Consider the following 19,955-nt stretch of genomic DNA (forward strand, 5'->3'; position numbering starts at 1 on the left):
CTGAAGCTAACGATCTGCTTCGCAAAATATTTTCGCTCTTTTTGTGTCTGTCCGCGCCAGACGCCCTGTTTAGCCATTGCAACCCAGCTTAAAAAAAACGTGCGATTCATCGCAATCGGGTGCTATGCTGGCCAAACATTGTTTAGTAAATTAAACACACATCATGAACGCAATTTCTGAACTCTCCTGTGACGTACTGATTATCGGCAGCGGTGCCGCTGGCCTTTCACTGGCGCTGCGACTTGCCTCACACCAGAAAGTGATTGTCCTCAGCAAAGGTCCCATCAGCGAAGGCTCCACCTTCTATGCACAGGGCGGGATTGCCGCTGTGTTTGATGAAACGGACAGTATCGACTCGCATGTGGAAGATACTCTGATTGCCGGCGGCGGTATCGTGGATAAACACGCCGCGGAGTTTGTCGCCAGTAACGCCCGTCACTGTGTGCAGTGGCTTATCGATCAGGGTGTGTTGTTTGATACGCATGTGCAGCCCAACGGGGAAGAGAGTTACCACCTGACCCGGGAAGGCGGCCATAGCCATCGCCGTATCCTGCATGCTGCGGATGCTACCGGTAAAGAGGTGGAAACAACGCTGGTGAGCCAGGCGTTGAGTCATCCGAATATCCAGGTACTGGAACGCAGCAATGCGGTGGATTTGATCATTTCCGACAAGATTGGCCTGCCGGGCACGCGCCGCGTCGTGGGTGCCTGGGTCTGGAACCGTAATAAAGAGACGGTAGAAACCTGCCGCGCCAAATCGGTGGTGCTGGCAACGGGCGGTGCCTCTAAGGTGTATCAGTACACCACCAACCCGGATATCTCCTCAGGCGACGGGATTGCGATGGCCTGGCGTGCAGGTTGTCGCGTAGCCAACCTGGAATTTAATCAGTTCCACCCCACCGCGTTATTCCACCCTCAGGCCCGCAATTTCCTGCTTACCGAAGCCCTGCGCGGTGAAGGTGCGCACCTGAAACGCCCCGACGGCACGCGCTTTATGCCGGACTTCGACGAGCGAGGCGAGCTGGCCCCGCGTGATGTCGTGGCCCGCGCCATCGATCATGAAATGAAGCGCCTGGGCGTGGACTGCATGTATCTGGATATCAGCCACAAGCCCGAAGAGTTTGTGCGTCAGCACTTCCCGACCATCTATGAAAAACTGTTGGGGTTGGGCATCGACATCACCAAAGAGCCGATGCCTGTGGTGCCCGCAGCGCACTATACCTGTGGCGGGGTGATGGTGGACGATCATGGCCGGACCGATGTCGACGGTCTGTATGCCATCGGCGAAGTGAGTTATACCGGTCTGCATGGCGCCAACCGTATGGCATCTAACTCCCTGCTGGAGTGCCTGGTCTACGGCTGGTCGGCGGCAGAAGATATCTCAAAGCGTATGCCTTATGCCCGCCAGGCGGAAAACCTGCCTGCCTGGGATGAGAGTCGCGTGGAAAACCCGGATGAACTGGTGGTGATCCAGCATAACTGGCACGAGCTGCGCCTCTTTATGTGGGATTACGTCGGGATTGTGCGCACTACCAAGCGACTGGAGCGTGCCCTGCGCCGCATTACAATGCTACAGCAGGAGATTGACGAGTATTACGCCCACTTCCGCGTATCGAACAACCTGCTGGAGTTACGTAATCTGGTTCAGGTGGCTGAGTTAATAGTGCGCTGCGCAATGATGCGTAAAGAGAGCCGCGGCCTGCATTACACGCTCGACTACCCGGAACAGCTTGAGCATTCCGGGCCGTCGGTGCTCTCGCCGCTGGCTCACATAAACAGATAGAACGGGTGGGTCAGCGCCGTGTAATCTTCGGAATAACGCTGGTCTGGCCCACGGATCACCATCCTGTCGCTGAAGCACTCCCCTTCTTTCGGCGACAGCGCCACCAGCACCCGGTGCGGCAGTCTGCCGTCCGTGTCAGCAATATCGGTGCGCAGGCGCAAATACCACCCCATCTCCAGAGCATTATTAATAAGCGTACTGCCCGCGCTTTCCGGTAATACCACGCAGAAAAAGCCCTCTTCAGTGATCAACGCCGCCGCACAGGCTAACAGTGCGCTGTGATCGAGGGAGCCGGTTGAACGAGCTTGATCGCGCTCGGGCGTTGCGCACCCGACGCCGGGTTCATAATAAGGAGGATTGCTGACAATTAAGTCATAGCGAGCCGTTTGCTCTGGCGCCCAGGTAAGTACATCCGCACAATGGAGAGTGATACGAGCAGCCCAGGGTGATTCAGCCACGTTTTCCGCCGCCTGTTCGGCCGCCTGTGGATCCAGCTCAACCGCATCCAGGGTAACAGACTCCCCGGTACGCTGAGCCAGCATCAGCGCTAATAATCCGCTGCCGCTGCCAATATCGAGGATACGTTTAACGCCCGCTACCGGTGCCCATGCCCCCAGTAAAATGCCATCAGTGCCGACTTTCATCGCACAGCGATCGTGCGCGACAAAGAACTGCTTAAAGGTAAAACCATCGCGGCGCAACTGCGCTTTGAGTTGAGACATGTCAGAGCAACCTTCAAAATGAAACGGGTGTAGCATAGGGGAAAGCGTAACGACGGAAAAGGGATATCCACACAAACAGATGAAGATCGCAGCCATAACGTCTATAATCAGCGCCCCACACAGAGGTAGAACATGACTGTAACGACTTTTTCCGAACTTGAACTCGACGAAAGCCTTCTGGAAGCCCTCCAGAATAAAGGCTTCACACGCCCGACTGCCATCCAGGCGGCAGCCATTCCGCCTGCGTTAGAAGGCCGCGACGTACTCGGTTCAGCGCCGACAGGCACCGGTAAAACAGCGGCGTACCTGCTGCCCGTCTTGCAGCATCTGATTGATTTTCCACGCAAGAAATCCGGCCCACCGCGTATCCTTATTCTGACCCCGACACGTGAGTTAGCCGTTCAGGTTGCGGAGCATGCGCGTGAACTGGCCGCCAATACCCATCTGGATATCGCGACCATCACCGGTGGCGTGGCCTACATGAACCACGCCGAAGTGTTCAGTGAGAACCAGGATATCGTGGTCGCTACCACCGGACGTTTGATGCAGTACATCAAAGAAGAAAACTTTGACTGCCGTGCTGTTGAAACGCTGATTCTGGATGAAGCGGACCGCATGCTGGAGCTAGGCTTCGCGCAGGATATTGAACACATCGCAGGCGAAACCCGCTGGCGCAAACAGACCATGCTGTTTTCTGCGACGCTTGAAGGTGATGCCATTAAGGACTTCGCTGAGCGTCTGCTTGACGATCCGGCTGAGGTCTCTGCCACGCCGTCCACGCGTGAGCGCAAAAAAATTCACCAGTGGTATTATCGTGCCGATAACTACGAGCATAAGCTCGAGTTACTTAAGCACCTGTTAAAACAGGATGATACGACGCGTACCATCGTCTTTGTACGTAAACGCGAGCGTGTGCATGAACTGGCTGAACAACTCCGTGCCGCAGGGATTAACAACTGTTATCTCGAAGGCGAGATGGCACAGATTAAACGTACCGAAGGGATTAAACGCCTGACTGAAGGTCGCGTAAATGTGCTGGTTGCCACCGACGTGGCGGCGCGTGGTATTGATATTCCTGAAGTAAGCCATGTGATTAACTTCGACATGCCGCGCAGCGGAGATGTCTACCTCCACCGTATCGGTCGTACCGGACGTGCAGGCCTGAAAGGCACGGCGATTTCTCTGGTAGAGGCGCATGACTATCTGCTGCTGCAGAAAGTGGGCCGCTACATCGACGAGCCGGTGAAAGCGCGCGTGATTGATGAACTGCGCCCGACGACGCGTCCGCCAAGCGAAAAAATGACGGGTAAGCCGTCGAAGAAAGTACTCGCTAAGCGTGCAGAGAAAAAAGAGAAAGAAAAAGAAAAACCACGCGTGAAGCAACGCCACCGTGATGCTAAGAACGTAGGCAAGCGTCGTAAGCCAAGCGGCAGCGAGCCAGCTTCGCAGAAAGAAGAGTAAAAAAAACGCCGGGGTTAACCCGGCGTTTTGTTATCTGCATACTGACAGCGATTAGAGGCTGGCAGTAAAGGTACGGGCAATTACGTCACGCTGCTGCTCTGCAGTCAGTGAGTTGAAACGAACAGCATAGCCAGAAACGCGGATGGTCAGCTGCGGATATTTTTCCGGATGCTTAACGGCGTCTTCCAGTGTTTCGCGACGCAGTACGTTAACGTTCAGATGCTGACCGCCTTCCACACGCACTTCCGGTTTGATTTCCATTGGGATTTCGCGATATTCGATCTCGCCCAGGGCATTAACCTGAACAACTTCATCTTCCGCAAAGCCTGCTTTTGCACATACGCAGCGCGCTTCGCCTTTTTCGCTGTCCAGCAGCCAGAAAGAGTTCAGCAGGTCGTCGTTTGCAGCTTTAGTAATCTGGATACCAGTAATCATGTGATGCCTCCCTTAAACTACACTATTGGGTGTCGCCCGTTGTTTAGGGCAATTGGTAAAACCATTGTTGCTTGAGTGTATATATATCAGTCAACCCCTCGGCATTCTTTGACTTAAATCAATAAAAACCACACAATAAAAAGGGTGATAGCGGGAGATTATTGTTTTATATCAATTTTCCCCAAAGCCAGAATTCAAAAAACGTCGTAATTTTTTAAATATTTTTCAGTAAGATGACCTTTTTCCCCCGGCAATTTTGCGCCCTCGTCATAAGCAGTTAAGCTAGGGACAGAGAAAATTCGCAGGAGAGCGAGATGACAACACCTTTAACCTGGCACGATGTACTGGCCGATGAGAAAAAGCAGCCTTATTTCGTCAACACCCTGAATACGGTAGCCGCTGAACGTGAGTCCGGTACCACCATCTATCCGCCTCAGAAAGACGTCTTTAATGCCTTTCGTTTTACCGAGCTGGCCGATGTCAAAGTGGTGATCCTGGGCCAGGATCCTTATCACGGACCGGGTCAGGCGCACGGTCTGGCCTTTTCCGTGCGTCCGGGCGTGGCTACCCCTCCTTCCCTGCTGAATATGTATAAAGAACTGGAAGCCTCGGTCCCCGGCTTTACCCGGCCTGCGCATGGCTATCTGGAAAGCTGGGCGCGTCAGGGCGTACTGTTGCTCAACACCGTGTTGACGGTTCGCGCCGGACAGGCGCATTCACATGCCAGTCTCGGCTGGGAGACATTTACGGATAAAGTCATCAGCCTGATTAATCAGCATCGGGAGGGGGTAGTATTTTTACTGTGGGGATCGCACGCGCAGAAGAAAGGGGCGATCATTGATACCCAGCGTCATCATGTCCTGAAAGCACCGCACCCATCACCGCTGTCAGCGCATCGCGGCTTTTTTGGCTGCAATCATTTTGTGCTAGCGAATGAATGGCTGGAGAAACAGGGCGAAACGCCAATTGACTGGATGCCAGAGTTACCGGCTGAAAGTGAGTAGATAAGATATGTAGGCCCGGTAAGCGTAGCGCCACCGGGCATATTGCCGGGTGGCGGCTTCGCCTTACCCGGTCTACAGACAAAGCGGGATTACGCTTTGTTCTGACGCCACCACTCCGCCAGCAGAACGCCGGTCGCAACGGATACGTTGAGGCTTTCTACATTGCCGGTGCCATCAATAGAGACGCTCAGATCGGCGCTGGAAAGTGCCGCATCGGTCAGACCATCACGCTCCTGACCCAGAACCAACACCATTTTACGCGGCAGCGCCGCTTTAAACAGCGGCGTCGTACCTTTGTGGCTGGAGGTGGTCACAATGGCATAGCCTGCTTTACGGAACTGCTCAATCGCTTCCAGTACGCTGTCGCCAGTGATCGGCTGAACGTGCTCCGCACCGCCTTCTGCCGTACGGATTGCCGCACCGGATTCCAGCAGAGCCGCATCCTGCAACAGTACCCCTTTCACGCCGAAATGGGCGCAGCTGCGCATCATCGCGCCGAGGTTGTGCGGGTTGCCTACGTCTTCCAGGGCAAGTACGCAGTCATCTTCATCAGCCTGGCTGACCCACTGCTTAACGGTTGTCCCGTTACGTTTCTTAATCAGGAAGCAGACGCCACCGTGGTGTTCGGTGCCAGACGCTTTAGTGATCTCTGCATCGTCTACAACGTGGTAGGCTTTGCGATTAGCCGCCATCCAGCGCAGCGCTTCTTTGAAACGCGGCGTGACGCTCTGGATAAACCAGGCACGCACGATGCAGTCCGGACGGCTCTGGAACAGGGCCTGACAGGCATTTTCGCCATAAACGCGGGTCTCTTCCGCGCGCTGACGGCGGATCACTTCCGGATCAATAACCGCTTTACCGGCCATGCTGCCGTGATCGACAGGCGCTTTGGACTCATCGCCTGGCGCGCGGGATACGGTACGCCATGGGGACGCATCGCGGTTAAAGTCGTCGCGTTTGAAATCATCACGCTTACGGTCGTCACGTTTACGATCGTCGCGTTTGCGGTCATCACCGCGGCTGTTTCTCTCATCGCGGGCGGGGCGACGGCCACCGTCTGCACGAGATGGCCCTGGACGCCCGCCACCTTTTCCGGTACGCGGATTTTCGGTGCGTTTATCAGAGTCATCATCACTGCGGACATACATCACTTTGACCTTGCCGCTTTTGTTTTTCAGTTCGTCGTTCATGCTTTTCTCCACCAGCGCTGCGCGAAGCGCGCAGATTACCCGATGTACCCGCGCATAGCCATTACTTCGTATAAAAGCCTGTGACTATTGTTCTCATTGAATAAAACGCATTGTCGTTTCAAACAGGGTCGTTGATAATATGTAACATATTGGAAACATAACCGGCATGTTGCCGATTTGTCCCCCCGCTCTACCTGAGGTTAGTTATGAATACCGTATGTGCCAACTGCCAGGCTCTTAACCGCATTCCGGATGATCGAGTTGATGATGGAGCAAAATGCGGACGCTGCGGTCATGAATTGTTCGATGGTGATGTCATTAATGCTACCGGTGCAACTCTGGATAAACTGCTGAAGGACGATCTGCCGGTAGTGGTCGATTTCTGGGCCCCGTGGTGCGGCCCGTGCCGTAACTTCGCGCCAATCTTTGAAGATGTCGCTGAGGAGCGTAGCGGGAAAATGCGTTTCGTAAAAGTGAACACCGAGGCTGAACGTGAGTTAAGCGCCCGCTTCCGCATTCGCAGCATCCCGACCATCATGATTTTCAAGAATGGTGAAGTTGTCGATATGCTGAACGGTGCAGTCCCGAAAGCGCCGTTTGATAGCTGGCTGAACGAATCCCTCTGATATTCCGGGGCACGTAACTTGTGCCCCGCCCTCGCCTCTGCGAGAATGGCGTTTTTTCTGCGCACTCCCCCATGACTGATAACGCCGTACTGCAATTGCGCGCTGAACGCCTGGCGCGTGCGACTCGCCCCTTTCTTGCCCGTGGTAACCGCATTCGTCGCTGTCAGCGTTGCCTGCTGCCGCTTAAGCAATGCCTGTGCGCGACCCTGACCCCCAGCCATGCCGAAAGCCGTTTTTGTCTGGTGATGTTTGATACTGAACCGATGAAGCCCAGCAATACCGGACGGCTGATCGCGGATATTTTACCGGATACTATCGCCTTCCAGTGGTCACGCACTGAACCGCCACAGGCGCTGCTCGATCTCGTCACCAGCCCCGATTATCAACCGATGGTAGTGTTCCCGGCCTCCTATGCCGGTGATACGCGTCAGGTGCTGACGGCTCCGCCTTCCGGAAAGCCGCCGCTGTTTATCATGCTGGATGGTACCTGGACCGAGGCGCGCAAGATGTTCCGCAAGAGCCCTTATCTGGATGCTTTGCCGGTTATCTCCGTCGATCTGTCGCGCGTTTCAAATTACCGACTCCGGGAAGCCCATGCGGACGGCCAGTACTGCACCGCCGAAGTGGCAATTGCCCTGCTGGATCTGGCGGGAGATGTGCAGGCGGCGAACGCGCTGGGCGATCACTTCTCTCTTTTCCGTGAACGCTATCTGGCCGGAAAACCCATTCGTACGGGAAGCATCACAGCAGCGGAGCCGGAAAGCGTTTAAAATCATCAGGTCACTCGCCCTTTCAGGAGACTTGTATGAGCCAGCGCGGGTTAGAAGCCTTACTCCGCCCCAAATCCATCGCCGTGATCGGCGCGTCGATGAAACCCGAACGCGCCGGTTACCTGATGATGCGAAACCTGCTCGCAGGCGGTTTTAACGGCCCGATCCTGCCGGTGACGCCCGCGTATAAAGCCGTGCTGGGCGTCCTGGCCTGGCCCGATGTGGACAGCCTGCCCTTTATCCCCGATCTCGCGGTGCTCTGTACCCATGCCCGACGCAATATAACGCTCCTTGAGGCGCTGGGGAAAAAGGGCTGTAAAACCTGCATCATTCTCTCCTCGCCGCCTGAACAGCAGAAAGAGCTGATGGCCTGCGCGGCGCGATACCAGATGCGACTCCTGGGGCCAAACAGCCTTGGCCTGCTGGCCCCCTGGCAGGGGTTGAACGCCAGTTTCTCTCCCGTTCCGATACGTAAAGGCAAGCTGGCCTTTATCTCCCAGTCGGCGGCCGTCTCCAATACCATCCTCGACTGGGCCCAGCAGCGCGAGATGGGATTCTCCTACTTCATCGCCCTGGGCGATGGGCTGGACATTGATGTCGACGAGCTGCTGGATTTCCTGGCGCGCGATACTAAAACCAGCGCCATCCTGCTTTACCTTGAGCATCTTAGCGATGCGCGACGCTTTGTGTCGGCGGCCCGTAGCGCCTCGCGCAATAAACCGATTCTGGTGATCAAAAGCGGACGCAGCCCGGCCGCCCAGCGTCTGCTGCATTCGCATTCGGGGATGGATCCGGCCTGGGATGCGGCCATCCAGCGTGCCGGCCTGTTGCGCGTTCAGGATACCCACGAACTCTTTTCCGCTGTCGAAACGCTGAGCCATATGCGTCCGCTCCGGGGAGAGCGGCTGATGATCATCAGCAACGGTGCCGCCCCGGCCGCGCTGGCGCTGGACGAGCTCTGGCTGCGCAACGGGAAGCTGGCCGCGCTCAGCGAAGAGACACTCCAGCGCCTGCGTGAGACGCTTCCACCCGGCGTAGAGCCCGGTAATCCCCTTGATTTGCGCGATGATGCCAACAGCGATCGCTATATCAGCGCCCTCAACATCCTGCTGGAAAGCCAGGATTTTGATGCCCTGATGGTCATTCACTCCCCAAGCGCTGCAGCGCCGGGTAGCGAAAGCGCCCGTTCATTGATTGAGGCCGTGAAGAAGCATCCACGTGGGAAATACGTGTCGCTGCTAACCAACTGGTGCGGTGAGTTTTCTTCGCAGGAGGCGCGGCGCCTGTTCAGCGAAGCGGGATTGCCAACATACCGCACCCCGGAAGGCACCATCACCGCCTTTATGCATATGGTGGAGTACCGGCGTAACCAGAAACAGCTGCGGGAAACACCTGCGCTGCCGGGGAATCTGACGGCCAATACCGGACATGCCCGGGCCCTGCTGCAACGCGCCATTGATGACGGTGCGCGTTCGCTGGATACCCATGAGGTGCAGCCGATCCTCAACGCCTTTGGCATGCATACCCTACCGACCTGGATCGCCAGCGACAGCGCGGAAGCGGTGCATATCGCCGAGCAGATTGGTTATCCGGTGGCGCTGAAACTGCGCTCCCCCGATATCCCGCATAAGTCAGAAGTACAGGGCGTGATGCTGTACCTGCGCACCGCGGCGGAAGTTCAGCAGGCGGCAGATGCGATTATCGATCGCGTTAAAATGACCTGGCCTCAGGCACGGATCCACGGCCTGCTGGTGCAAAGCATGGCCAACCGTGCGGGTGCGCAGGAGCTACGGGTGGTGGTAGAACAGGATCCGGTCTTCGGCCCGCTGATCATGCTGGGTGAAGGAGGCGTGGAGTGGCGCCCTGAAGAGCAGGCGGTGGTTGCCTTACCTCCACTGAACATGAACCTCGCCCGTTATCTGGTCATTCAGGCAATCAAGAGCAAGAAGATCCGCGGGCGCAGCGCCTTCCGGCCGCTGGATATCGCCGCCCTGAGCCAGTTCCTGGTGCAGGTATCGAACCTGATTGTCGACAGTCCGGAAATCCAGCGCCTGGATATTCATCCTTTACTGGCCTCCGGCAGCGAGCTGACGGCGCTGGATGTGACGATGGATGTGGCAGCCTTTACCGGCGATCGCGAAAGCCGACTGGCGATCCGCCCTTACCCCCATCAGCTTGAGGAGTGGGTGGAGATGAAAAATGGCGAGCAGTCGCTATTTCGTCCCATTCTGCCGGAAGATGAACCGCAGCTGCAGCGCTTTATTGCCCAGGTAACAAAAGAAGATCTGTACTATCGCTACTTTAGTGAAATCAACGAATTTACCCACGAAGATTTAGCCAATATGACGCAGATCGACTACGATCGGGAAATGGCGTTTGTTGCCGTCCGCCGCACTGATGAAGGCGATGAGATCCTTGGCGTGACGCGCGCTATCTCCGATCCCGATAACGTCGATGCAGAATTTGCGGTGCTGGTTCGCTCCGATCTAAAAGGGTTGGGGTTAGGAAGACGGTTACTGGAAAAGCTGATCGGTTATACGCGAGATCACGGACTTATCCGCCTCAACGGCATTACTATGCCCAACAACCGTGGCATGATCGCCCTGGCGCGAAAATTAGGCTTTACCGTTGATATTCAGCTGGAAGACGGCATTGTCGGGTTGACGCTGGCGCTGATGTCGGCAGGTAAACAAGAGTAAGGTACTGGAAATGTTGACCACTTTAAACGGCACTGATGGTATGATTGCCCGCTTCTGTTGTCTGCATAGTCCACATAATCCTTCAATGAACAGAGAAGAAACGCACTGTGATGTTGTCCAAATTTAAGCGTAATAAACATCAACAACACCTTGCTCAACTACCGAAGCTTTCTCAGTCAGTTGATGATGTAGAGTTCTTTTATGCTCCCGCCGATTTTCGGGAGACGCTACTGGAAAAAATTGCCAGCGCAACGCATCGTATTTGCATTATCGCGCTTTATCTTGAACAGGATGAAGGCGGCAGCGCCATTTTACGCGCGGTATACGAGGCCAAACGTCAGCGCCCTGAACTGGATGTACGCATCCTGGTTGACTGGCATCGCGCCCAGCGCGGCCGTATCGGTGCGGCTGCATCTAACACCAATGCCGACTGGTATTGCCGCATGGCGCAGGAAAACCCTGGCGTAGACGTGGCGGTTTATGGTGTCCCGGTCAACACCCGTGAAGCGCTCGGTGTACTCCATTTCAAAGGCTTTATCATTGATGACAGCGTGCTGTACAGCGGCGCGAGCCTGAATGACGTCTATCTGCATCAGCTGGATAAATACCGTTACGATCGCTATCACCTGGTGCGTAACGCCCGTATGGCGGACGTCATGTTCGGGTGGGTGGATCAGAACCTGGTGCACGGTCGCGGCGTGAATCGTCTTGACGATCCCCATCGTCCAAAAAGTCCGGAGATCAAAAATGACATTCGCCTTTTCCGTCAGGAACTGCGCGATGCCATGTTCCATTTCCAGGGTGATGCAGACAACGAACAGCTTGCGGTGACTCCGCTGGTAGGCCTGGGAAAATCCAGCCTGCTCAATAAGACCATTTTCCATCTTATGCCGTGTACCGAGCATAAGCTGACCATCTGTACGCCATACTTCAACCTGCCGGCTGTGCTGGTGCGTAATATCATTCAGCTCTTACGCGACGGCAAAAAGGTAGAGATTATCGTGGGCGATAAAACCGCGAACGATTTCTTCATTCCGGAAGATCAGCCGTTTAAGATCATCGGTGCCCTGCCTTATCTGTATGAGATCAATCTGCGCCGCTTCCTGAGCCGCCTGCAGTATTATGTGAATACCGATCAGCTGGTGGTACGTCTCTGGAAAGATGAAGACAACAGCTATCACCTGAAAGGGATGTGGGTTGATGATGAGTGGATGCTGCTGACGGGGAATAACCTCAACCCGCGCGCATGGCGACTGGATCTTGAGAATGCCATTCTGATCCACGACCCGCGTCATGAACTGGCCGCTCAACGCGAGCGTGAGCTGGAGCTGATCCGCACCCACACCACGGTGGTGAATCATTATCGCGATCTGCAAAGCATCGCTGATTATCCGGTTAAGGTCAGAAAGCTGATCCGCCGTCTGCGCAGGATCCGAATCGATCGCTTAATCAGCCGCATCTTGTAATCTTCAGCCCTGTCATTGACGGGGCTTTTTTATGGAGGTCGTTGTGCGTTATTTCCTGTTAATGAGCTGCCTGGTACTGTGCGGCTGCAGCCATATGGCTCAGGATAGCTGGTCTGGTCAGGATAAGGCGCAACACTTTTTAGCATCGGCGATGCTATCAGCCGCGGGTAATGAATATGCCCAACGCCAGGGTGTTAGCCACGATCGTAGCGCTGCGTACGGCCTGATGTTTTCGGTAAGTCTGGGAGCATCGAAAGAGCTGTGGGACAGCCGCCCGGCGGGGAGCGGCTGGAGCTGGAAAGATTTTGCCTGGGATATCGCCGGGGCCACTGCTGGCTATAGCCTGTGGCAACTGGCGGAGCACTAAAGACGGATCCCCTTCCCTTTTCGGTGCAGCATTAAAGAGACGACAAACGCCAGCGCGCCCATCAGCGTGACGTACCAGAAGAAGGTCGTTTCACTGCCTACCGACTTCAGTGACAGCGCGACATATTCCGCCGAACCGCCAAACAGCGCATTCGCCACCGCATAAGACAACCCAACTCCCAGGGCACGCACCTGAGCGGGGAACATCTCTGCTTTAAGGATACCGCTGATCGAGGTGTAAAAACTGGCTATGATCAGCGCGACCATTACCAGGGCGAACGCGGCATAAGGGGAAGAAACATGCTGAAGCGCCGTGAGAATAGGTACTGTGCATAACGCCGACAAGCCGCCAAAGATCAGCATTGAATTCCGGCGGCCGATTTTATCCGATAGCGCGCCGATAACAGGCTGAATGAGCATAAAGACAAATAGCGCCCCCGTCATGACCATACTCGCCACGTTAGCGTGCATGCCCGTGGTATTAACCAGATACTTCTGCATATAGGTCGTGAAGGTATAGAAGGTGAGCGAGCCGCCTGCGGTAAAGCCAAGCACCATCAAAAATGCTTTCCGGTTACGCCATAAACCTTTAAACGAACCCGCCTCTTTTAACGCTCTTACCTCTTTTCGTGACGTTTCTTCCAGCTGACGGCGTAACCATAACGCCACAACGGCAAGTACTGCGCCGAGCGCAAAAGGAATACGCCATCCCCATGCCCGGAGATCTTCATCACTTAACACCTGCTGCAGGATCACCACGGCCAGGAGCGCCAACAGTTGACCGCCAATCAGCGTTACATACTGAAAAGAAGCATAAAAACCTTTACGCCCTTCCACTGCGACTTCACTCATATAAGTCGCGCTTGTGCCATATTCTCCCCCGACGGAAAGCCCTTGGAACAATCGCGCCAGTAACAGTAAGGCCGGTGCCCATGTGCCAATAGCGTCATAGCCGGGCAAACAGGCGATAACTAAAGAGCCGAAACACATCATGCAGACGGAGATCAGCATGGACGTTTTACGCCCTTTACGATCGGCGATACGACCAAACAGCCAGCCGCCAATCGGACGCATTAAAAAGCCAGCAGCGAAAACGCCTGCCGTTTGCAGCAGCTGGGTCGTGGTATTGCCAGATGGGAAGAAGATATGGGCAAAGTAGAGTGAGCAAAACGAGTAAACGTAAAAGTCGAACCATTCAACCAGATTGCCTGAAGATGCGCCGACGATTGCCCAGATCCTGCGGCGAGTGTCGCCGTCTGCTGCTTTTTTACTATCCGTATCTGTACTTGCTACGGTTTCTGTCATTTTAAATCCCCTGTCTTACATTGCGGGCCATTGCACCCATTCCAGTAAAACCAGATTTAAAATTTAACGTTAGGTAAAAAAATTGTTTCTATTATGTTTCATTTAATTTTGTGAGACATATCATAAAATGGGGGCTGCCAGGGAAGCCATTTTCATCCCCATTTTTTTTGATGCGCTTGTTTTCTTTGCAAATAATCTTCGTCAGCGCGAATTTTATCCCACCATCCTTTGAAAACTTTTGCCGCTTCGGCTTTAACAGGATCATGATCTAACGGACGAACATTGCGTTCAGCGTCGTACTTTTTCCCGCCTTTATGGTTGGCGTAGCGTCTGGCGCGGGTATAACCCATCTGAATAAATTTTCTGGCCATATCCATGCCAACAAAATCGTCTTGCTGGCGGTATTGCTCAAATAACGCGTAAATCTCCTGCGCAGATTTTGTCGCAACCTCAGCATTCTTGTATCGCCAGTAAGGCAGGATTTCACTTTTGTAAGGTTCAACCAGCAGAACACCTTGCTCTCCCCGCCCCACCTGGTAAAGCTCAGGGTGATCACGAAAGTTGGTGTTGGCGAAATCCTGTTCATAGTTAAAGGGTGGGTTCGGCAAAATAACCTCGCTGATGATGCGTATCTTGTTATTTTAGCCAGAGATTGTGAAATTTGCCCGGTTCGGGAAATGCAAAAAACCCCGCACCTTCCGGTACGGGGTTTCTTTAATTGATGCCTGGCAGTTCCCTACTCTCGCATGGGGAGACCCCACACTACCATCGGCGCTACGGCGTTTCACTTCTGAGTTCGGCATGGGGTCAGGTGGGACCACCGCGCTACAGCCGCCAGGCAAATTCTGTTGTTCACCCCGCCTCAGGCGTGATGAGTAATCTGTAATCAGCTGAAAATCGTCTTCTCAAGTCCGCCGAAACAGCTTCGGCGTTGTAAGGTTAAGCCTCACGGTTCATTAGTATCGGTTAGCTCAACGCATCGCTGCGCTTACACACCCGACCTATCAACGTCGTCGTCTTCAACGTTCCTTCAGGACCCTTAAAGGGTCAGGGAGAACTCATCTCGGGGCAAGTTTCGTGCTTAGATGCTTTCAGCACTTATCTTTTCCGCATTTAGCTACCGGGCAGTGCCATTGGCATGACAACCCGAACACCAGTGATGCGTCCACTCCGGTCCTCTCGTACTAGGAGCAGCCCCCCTCAATTCTCCAGCGCCCACGGCAGATAGGGACCGAACTGTCTCACGACGTTCTAAACCCAGCTCGCGTACCACTTTAAACGGCGAACAGCCGTACCCTTGGGACCTACTTCAGCCCCAGGATGTGATGAGCCGACATCGAGGTGCCAAACACCGCCGTCGATATGAACTCTTGGGCGGTATCAGCCTGTTATCCCCGGAGTACCTTTTATCCGTTGAGCGATGGCCCTTCCATACAGAACCACCGGATCACTATGACCTGCTTTCGCACCTGCTCGAGCCGTCACTCTCGCAGTCAAGCTAGCTTATGCCATTGCACTAACCTCCTGATGTCCGACCAGGATTAGCTAACCTTCGTGCTCCTCCGTTACTCTTTAGGAGGAGACCGCCCCAGTCAAACTACCCACCAGACACTGTCCGCAACCCGGATTACGGGTCCACGTTAGAACACCAGCCATTAAAGGGTGGTATTTCAAGGTTGGCTCCACGCAGACTGGCGTCCACGCTTCAAAGCCTCCCACCTATCCTACACATCAAGGACCAGTGTTCAGTGTCAAGCTATAGTAAAGGTTCACGGGGTCTTTCCGTCTTGCCGCGGGTACACTGCATCTTCACAGCGATTTCAATTTCACTGAGTCTCGGGTGGAGACAGCCTGGCCATCATTACGCCATTCGTGCAGGTCGGAACTTACCCGACAAGGAATTTCGCTACCTTAGGACCGTTATAGTTACGGCCGCCGTTTACCGGGGCTTCGATCAAGAGCTTCGCGTTGCCGCTAACCCCATCAATTAACCTTCCGGCACCGGGCAGGCGTCACACCGTATACGTCCACTTTCGTGTTTGCACAGTGCTGTGTTTTTAATAAACAGTTGCAGCCAGCTGGTATCTTCGACTGATTTCAGCTCCACGAGCAAGTCGCTTCACTTACCATCAGCGTGCCTTCTCCCGAAGTTACGGCACCATTTTGCCTAGTTCCTTCACCCGAGTTCTCTCAAGCGCCTTGGTATTCTCTACCTGACCACCTGTGTCGGTTTGGGGTACGATTTGATGTTACCTGATGCTTAGAGGCTTTTCCTGGAAGCAGGGCATTTGTTGCTTCAGCACCGTAGTGCCTCGTCATCACACCTCAGCGTTAGTAAGGTTCCGGATTTACCTGGAACCTCCGCCTACATGCTTAAACCGGGACAACCGTCGCCCGGCCAACATAGCCTTCTCCGTCCCCCCTTCGCAGTAACACCGAGTACAGGAATATTAACCTGTTTCCCATCGACTACGCCTTTCGGCCTCGCCTTAGGGGTCGACTCACCCTGCCCCGATTAACGTTGGACAGGAACCCTTGGTCTTCCGGCGAGCGGGTTTTTCACCCGCTTTATCGTTACTTATGTCAGCATTCGCACTTCTGATACCTCCAGCAGACCTCACAGTCCACCTTCGACGGCTTACAGAACGCTCCCCTACCCAACAACACATAGTGTCGCTGCCGCAGCTTCGGTGCATGGTTTAGCCCCGTTACATCTTCCGCGCAGGCCGACTCGACCAGTGAGCTATTACGCTTTCTTTAAATGATGGCTGCTTCTAAGCCAACATCCTGGCTGTCTGTGCCTTCCCACATCGTTTCCCACTTAACCATGACTTTGGGACCTTAGCTGGCGGTCTGGGTTGTTTCCCTCTTCACGACGGACGTTAGCACCCGCCGTGTGTCTCCCGTGATAACATTCTCCGGTATTCGCAGTTTGCATCGGGTTGGTAAGCCGGGATGGCCCCCTAGCCGAAACAGTGCTCTACCCCCGGAGATGAATTCACGAGGCGCTACCTAAATAGCTTTCGGGGAGAACCAGCTATCTCCCGGTTTGATTGGCCTTTCACCCCCAGCCACAAGTCATCCGCTAATTTTTCAACATTAGTCGGTTCGGTCCTCCAGTTAGTGTTACCCAACCTTCAACCTGCCCATGGCTAGATCACCGGGTTTCGGGTCTATACCCTGCAACTTAACGCCCAGTTAAGACTCGGTTTCCCTTCGGCTCCCCTATACGGTTAACCTTGCTACAGAATATAAGTCGCTGACCCATTATACAAAAGGTACGCAGTCACACCACAAGGGTGCTCCCACTGCTTGTACGTACACGGTTTCAGGTTCTTTTTCACTCCCCTCGCCGGGGTTCTTTTCGCCTTTCCCTCACGGTACTGGTTCACTATCGGTCAGTCAGGAGTATTTAGCCTTGGAGGATGGTCCCCCCATATTCAGACAGGATACCACGTGTCCCGCCCTACTCTTCGAGTTCACAGCACATGTATCTTCGTGTACGGGAGTATCACCCTGTACCCTGCGACTTTCCAGACGCTTCCACTGACACACATGCTGATTCAGACTCTGGGCTGCTCCCCGTTCGCTCGCCGCTACTGGGGGAATCTCGGTTGATTTCTTTTCCTCAGGGTACTTAGATGTTTCAGTTCCCCTGGTTCGCTTCGTTAAGCTATGTATTCACTTAACGATAGTGCAACGGATTGCACTGGGTTTCCCCATTCGGAAATCGTCGGTTATAACGGTTCATATCACCTTACCGACGCTTATCGCAGATTAGCACGTCCTTCATCGCCTCTGACTGCCTAGGCATCCACCGTGTACGCTTAGTCGCTTAACCTCACAACCCGAAGATGTTTCTTTCGATTCATCATCGTTTTGCGAAAATTTGAGAGACTCGAACACACTTACCATCTGCTCTTATTACGGAGAGCAGACACAGTGTGTCGTTTCAATTTTCAGCTTGATCCAGATTTTTAAAGAGCAAATATCTCAAACATGACTTAACAGTCAGTTTTGAGATACTGATTGGTTGTGCCTTTCACTCACACCCAGCAAGTGGCGTCCCCTAGGGGATTCGAACCCCTGTTGCCGCCGTGAAAGGGCGGAGTCCTAACCGCTAGACGAAGGGGACACGATGTGTCGCGACTTCGCAGCCGTCTTGCTCGTTACTTTTCATCAGACAATCTGTGTGGACACTGCAAAGGCAGGTTCTTTAAGGTAAGGAGGTGATCCAACCGCAGGTTCCCCTACGGTTACCTTGTTACGACTTCACCCCAGTCATGAATCACAAAGTGGTAAGCGCCCTCCCGAAGGTTAAGCTACCTACTTCTTTTGCAACCCACTCCCATGGTGTGACGGGCGGTGTGTACAAGGCCCGGGAACGTATTCACCGTAGCATTCTGATCTACGATTACTAGCGATTCCGACTTCATGGAGTCGAGTTGCAGACTCCAATCCGGACTACGACGCACTTTATGAGGTCCGCTTGCTCTCGCGAGGTCGCTTCTCTTTGTATGCGCCATTGTAGCACGTGTGTAGCCCTACTCGTAAGGGCCATGATGACTTGACGTCATCCCCACCTTCCTCCAGTTTATCACTGGCAGTCTCCTTTGAGTTCCCGGCCTAACCGCTGGCAACAAAGGATAAGGGTTGCGCTCGTTGCGGGACTTAACCCAACATTTCACAACACGAGCTGACGACAGCCATGCAGCACCTGTCTCAGAGTTCCCGAAGGCACCAAAGCATCTCTGCTAAGTTCTCTGGATGTCAAGAGTAGGTAAGGTTCTTCGCGTTGCATCGAATTAAACCACATGCTCCACCGCTTGTGCGGGCCCCCGTCAATTCATTTGAGTTTTAACCTTGCGGCCGTACTCCCCAGGCGGTCGACTTAACGCGTTAGCTCCGGAAGCCACTCCTCAAGGGAACAACCTCCAAGTCGACATCGTTTACGGCGTGGACTACCAGGGTATCTAATCCTGTTTGCTCCCCACGCTTTCGCACCTGAGCGTCAGTCTTTGTCCAGGGGGCCGCCTTCGCCACCGGTATTCCTCCAGATCTCTACGCATTTCACCGCTACACCTGGAATTCTACCCCCCTCTACAAGACTCTAGCCTGCCAGTTTCGAATGCAGTTCCCAGGTTGAGCCCGGGGATTTCACATCCGACTTGACAGACCGCCTGCGTGCGCTTTACGCCCAGTAATTCCGATTAACGCTTGCACCCTCCGTATTACCGCGGCTGCTGGCACGGAGTTAGCCGGTGCTTCTTCTGCGAGTAACGTCAATTGCTGAGGTTATTAACCTCAACACCTTCCTCCTCGCTGAAAGTACTTTACAACCCGAAGGCCTTCTTCATACACGCGGCATGGCTGCATCAGGCTTGCGCCCATTGTGCAATATTCCCCACTGCTGCCTCCCGTAGGAGTCTGGACCGTGTCTCAGTTCCAGTGTGGCTGGTCATCCTCTCAGACCAGCTAGGGATCGTCGCCTAGGTGAGCCATTACCCCACCTACTAGCTAATCCCATCTGGGCACATCTGATGGCAAGAGGCCCGAAGGTCCCCCTCTTTGGTCTTGCGACGTTATGCGGTATTAGCTACCGTTTCCAGTAGTTATCCCCCTCCATCAGGCAGTTTCCCAGACATTACTCACCCGTCCGCCACTCGTCACCCGAGAGCAAGCTCTCTGTGCTACCGTTCGACTTGCATGTGTTAGGCCTGCCGCCAGCGTTCAATCTGAGCCATGATCAAACTCTTCAATTTAAGTTTGATGCTCGTGAATTAAACTTCGTAATGAATTACGTATGTTCACTCAGAGACTTTGGTATTCATTTTTCGTCTTGCGACGTTAAGAATCCATGTCACTTTGAGTGCCCACACAGATTGTCTGATAAATTGTTAAAGAGCAGTGCAACGCGGCTTTCGCTCACCGTTGCGAGGTGGCGTATATTACGCTTTCCTCTTTCAGAGTCAAGCGATAATTTCACGCTTTTCTCTGCTGACCCGGCGGCTTGTTTGCCGTTGTTCCGTGTCAGTGGAGGCGCATTATAGGCAATTCTTCTGGGGTGGCAAGTATAAAGTGAAAATCATTGTCTGACCGCTCACTTTCCAGGCAATTTTGCATCAAGA

Annotated in this window: 13 protein-coding genes, 1 tRNA gene and 3 rRNA genes; 8 read left to right on the plus strand and 9 right to left on the minus strand. The window is 54.1% G+C overall.

The features are described 5' to 3' along the window. Positions 1–163 precede the first annotated feature (163 nt). Positions 164–1,783, plus strand: a complete 1,620-nt coding sequence (gene nadB, locus SOM40_RS17355; RefSeq protein WP_106994556.1) for an L-aspartate oxidase — start codon at positions 164–166, stop codon at positions 1,781–1,783. On the opposite strand, the gene trmN is transcribed toward nadB, so the two are convergent. Then, complete coding sequence (gene trmN / locus SOM40_RS17360) at positions 1,768–2,505, minus strand: tRNA(1)(Val) (adenine(37)-N(6))-methyltransferase TrmN (protein ID WP_225758267.1); 738 nt, start codon at positions 2,503–2,505, stop codon at positions 1,768–1,770. The genes nadB and trmN overlap by 16 nt on opposite strands. 132 nt (positions 2,506–2,637) lie before the next feature. On the opposite strand from trmN, the gene srmB reads away from it, so the two are divergent. Then, positions 2,638–3,966, plus strand: coding sequence for an ATP-dependent RNA helicase SrmB (gene srmB / locus SOM40_RS17365; RefSeq protein WP_106994554.1), 1,329 nt, complete (start codon positions 2,638–2,640; stop codon positions 3,964–3,966). A 51-nt stretch (positions 3,967–4,017) separates the two neighbouring features. On the opposite strand, the gene grcA is transcribed toward srmB, so the two are convergent. Continuing rightward, positions 4,018–4,401 (minus strand): autonomous glycyl radical cofactor GrcA, encoded by a 384-nt coding sequence (gene grcA / locus SOM40_RS17370; RefSeq protein WP_039029771.1) that lies wholly within the window; start codon positions 4,399–4,401, stop codon positions 4,018–4,020. A gap of 314 nt (positions 4,402–4,715) precedes the next feature. Between grcA and ung the strand changes: the two genes are divergently transcribed. Then, a complete protein-coding gene (gene ung / locus SOM40_RS17375; RefSeq protein WP_166183406.1) occupies positions 4,716–5,405 on the plus strand; it encodes a uracil-DNA glycosylase in 690 nt (229 codons plus the stop codon). Between the two features lie 89 nt (positions 5,406–5,494). Here the strand turns inward: ung and SOM40_RS17380 are convergent, their stop codons facing one another. Then, on the minus strand, positions 5,495–6,595 hold the full coding sequence (locus SOM40_RS17380; protein WP_320530410.1) for a tRNA/rRNA methyltransferase: 1,101 nt from the start codon (positions 6,593–6,595) through the stop codon (positions 5,495–5,497). Positions 6,596–6,801: 206 nt separating this feature from the next. Between SOM40_RS17380 and trxC the strand changes: the two genes are divergently transcribed. From trxC to SOM40_RS17405, 5 genes are all read left to right on the plus strand, one after another. After that, entirely contained in the window at positions 6,802–7,221 is a 420-nt protein-coding gene (trxC, locus tag SOM40_RS17385; protein WP_106994551.1) for a thioredoxin TrxC, read from the plus strand. 71 nt (positions 7,222–7,292) lie between these two features. After that, on the plus strand, positions 7,293–7,991 hold the full coding sequence (locus SOM40_RS17390) for a tRNA-uridine aminocarboxypropyltransferase (protein ID WP_106994550.1): 699 nt from the start codon (positions 7,293–7,295) through the stop codon (positions 7,989–7,991). A 35-nt stretch (positions 7,992–8,026) separates the two neighbouring features. Continuing rightward, a complete protein-coding gene (locus tag SOM40_RS17395) occupies positions 8,027–10,690 on the plus strand; it encodes a bifunctional acetate--CoA ligase family protein/GNAT family N-acetyltransferase (protein WP_320530411.1) in 2,664 nt (887 codons plus the stop codon). Between the two features lie 110 nt (positions 10,691–10,800). Beyond that, complete coding sequence (gene pssA, locus SOM40_RS17400) at positions 10,801–12,156, plus strand: CDP-diacylglycerol--serine O-phosphatidyltransferase (protein WP_261645259.1); 1,356 nt, start codon at positions 10,801–10,803, stop codon at positions 12,154–12,156. A gap of 61 nt (positions 12,157–12,217) precedes the next feature. After that, positions 12,218–12,523, plus strand: coding sequence for a YfiM family lipoprotein (locus SOM40_RS17405; protein ID WP_501050879.1), 306 nt, complete (start codon positions 12,218–12,220; stop codon positions 12,521–12,523). On the opposite strand, the gene SOM40_RS17410 is transcribed toward SOM40_RS17405, so the two are convergent. The 6 genes from SOM40_RS17410 to SOM40_RS17435 form a co-directional block, all read right to left on the minus strand. Beyond that, positions 12,520–13,827, minus strand: coding sequence for an MFS transporter (locus tag SOM40_RS17410; protein ID WP_106994547.1), 1,308 nt, complete (start codon positions 13,825–13,827; stop codon positions 12,520–12,522). The genes SOM40_RS17405 and SOM40_RS17410 overlap by 4 nt on opposite strands. 152 nt (positions 13,828–13,979) lie before the next feature. Continuing rightward, entirely contained in the window at positions 13,980–14,435 is a 456-nt protein-coding gene (locus SOM40_RS17415) for a DUF4385 domain-containing protein (protein ID WP_320530412.1), read from the minus strand. A 115-nt stretch (positions 14,436–14,550) separates the two neighbouring features. Beyond that, positions 14,551–14,666 (minus strand): 5S ribosomal RNA (gene rrf, locus SOM40_RS17420). 96 nt (positions 14,667–14,762) lie between these two features. Continuing rightward, positions 14,763–17,668 (minus strand): 23S ribosomal RNA (locus tag SOM40_RS17425). A 219-nt stretch (positions 17,669–17,887) separates the two neighbouring features. Next, a tRNA-Glu gene (locus SOM40_RS17430) sits at positions 17,888–17,962 on the minus strand. Positions 17,963–18,049: 87 nt separating this feature from the next. Then, positions 18,050–19,589: ribosomal RNA gene (locus SOM40_RS17435) — 16S ribosomal RNA — on the minus strand. Together the 16S, 23S and 5S rRNA genes with 1 tRNA gene alongside form the textbook arrangement of a ribosomal RNA operon. Positions 19,590–19,955: the final 366 nt, after the last annotated feature.

This window comes from Leclercia sp. CFBP8987 (assembly GCF_034044995.2).
In the GTDB taxonomy this organism is placed as follows: Bacteria; Pseudomonadota; Gammaproteobacteria; order Enterobacterales; family Enterobacteriaceae; genus Enterobacter; species Enterobacter tamurae.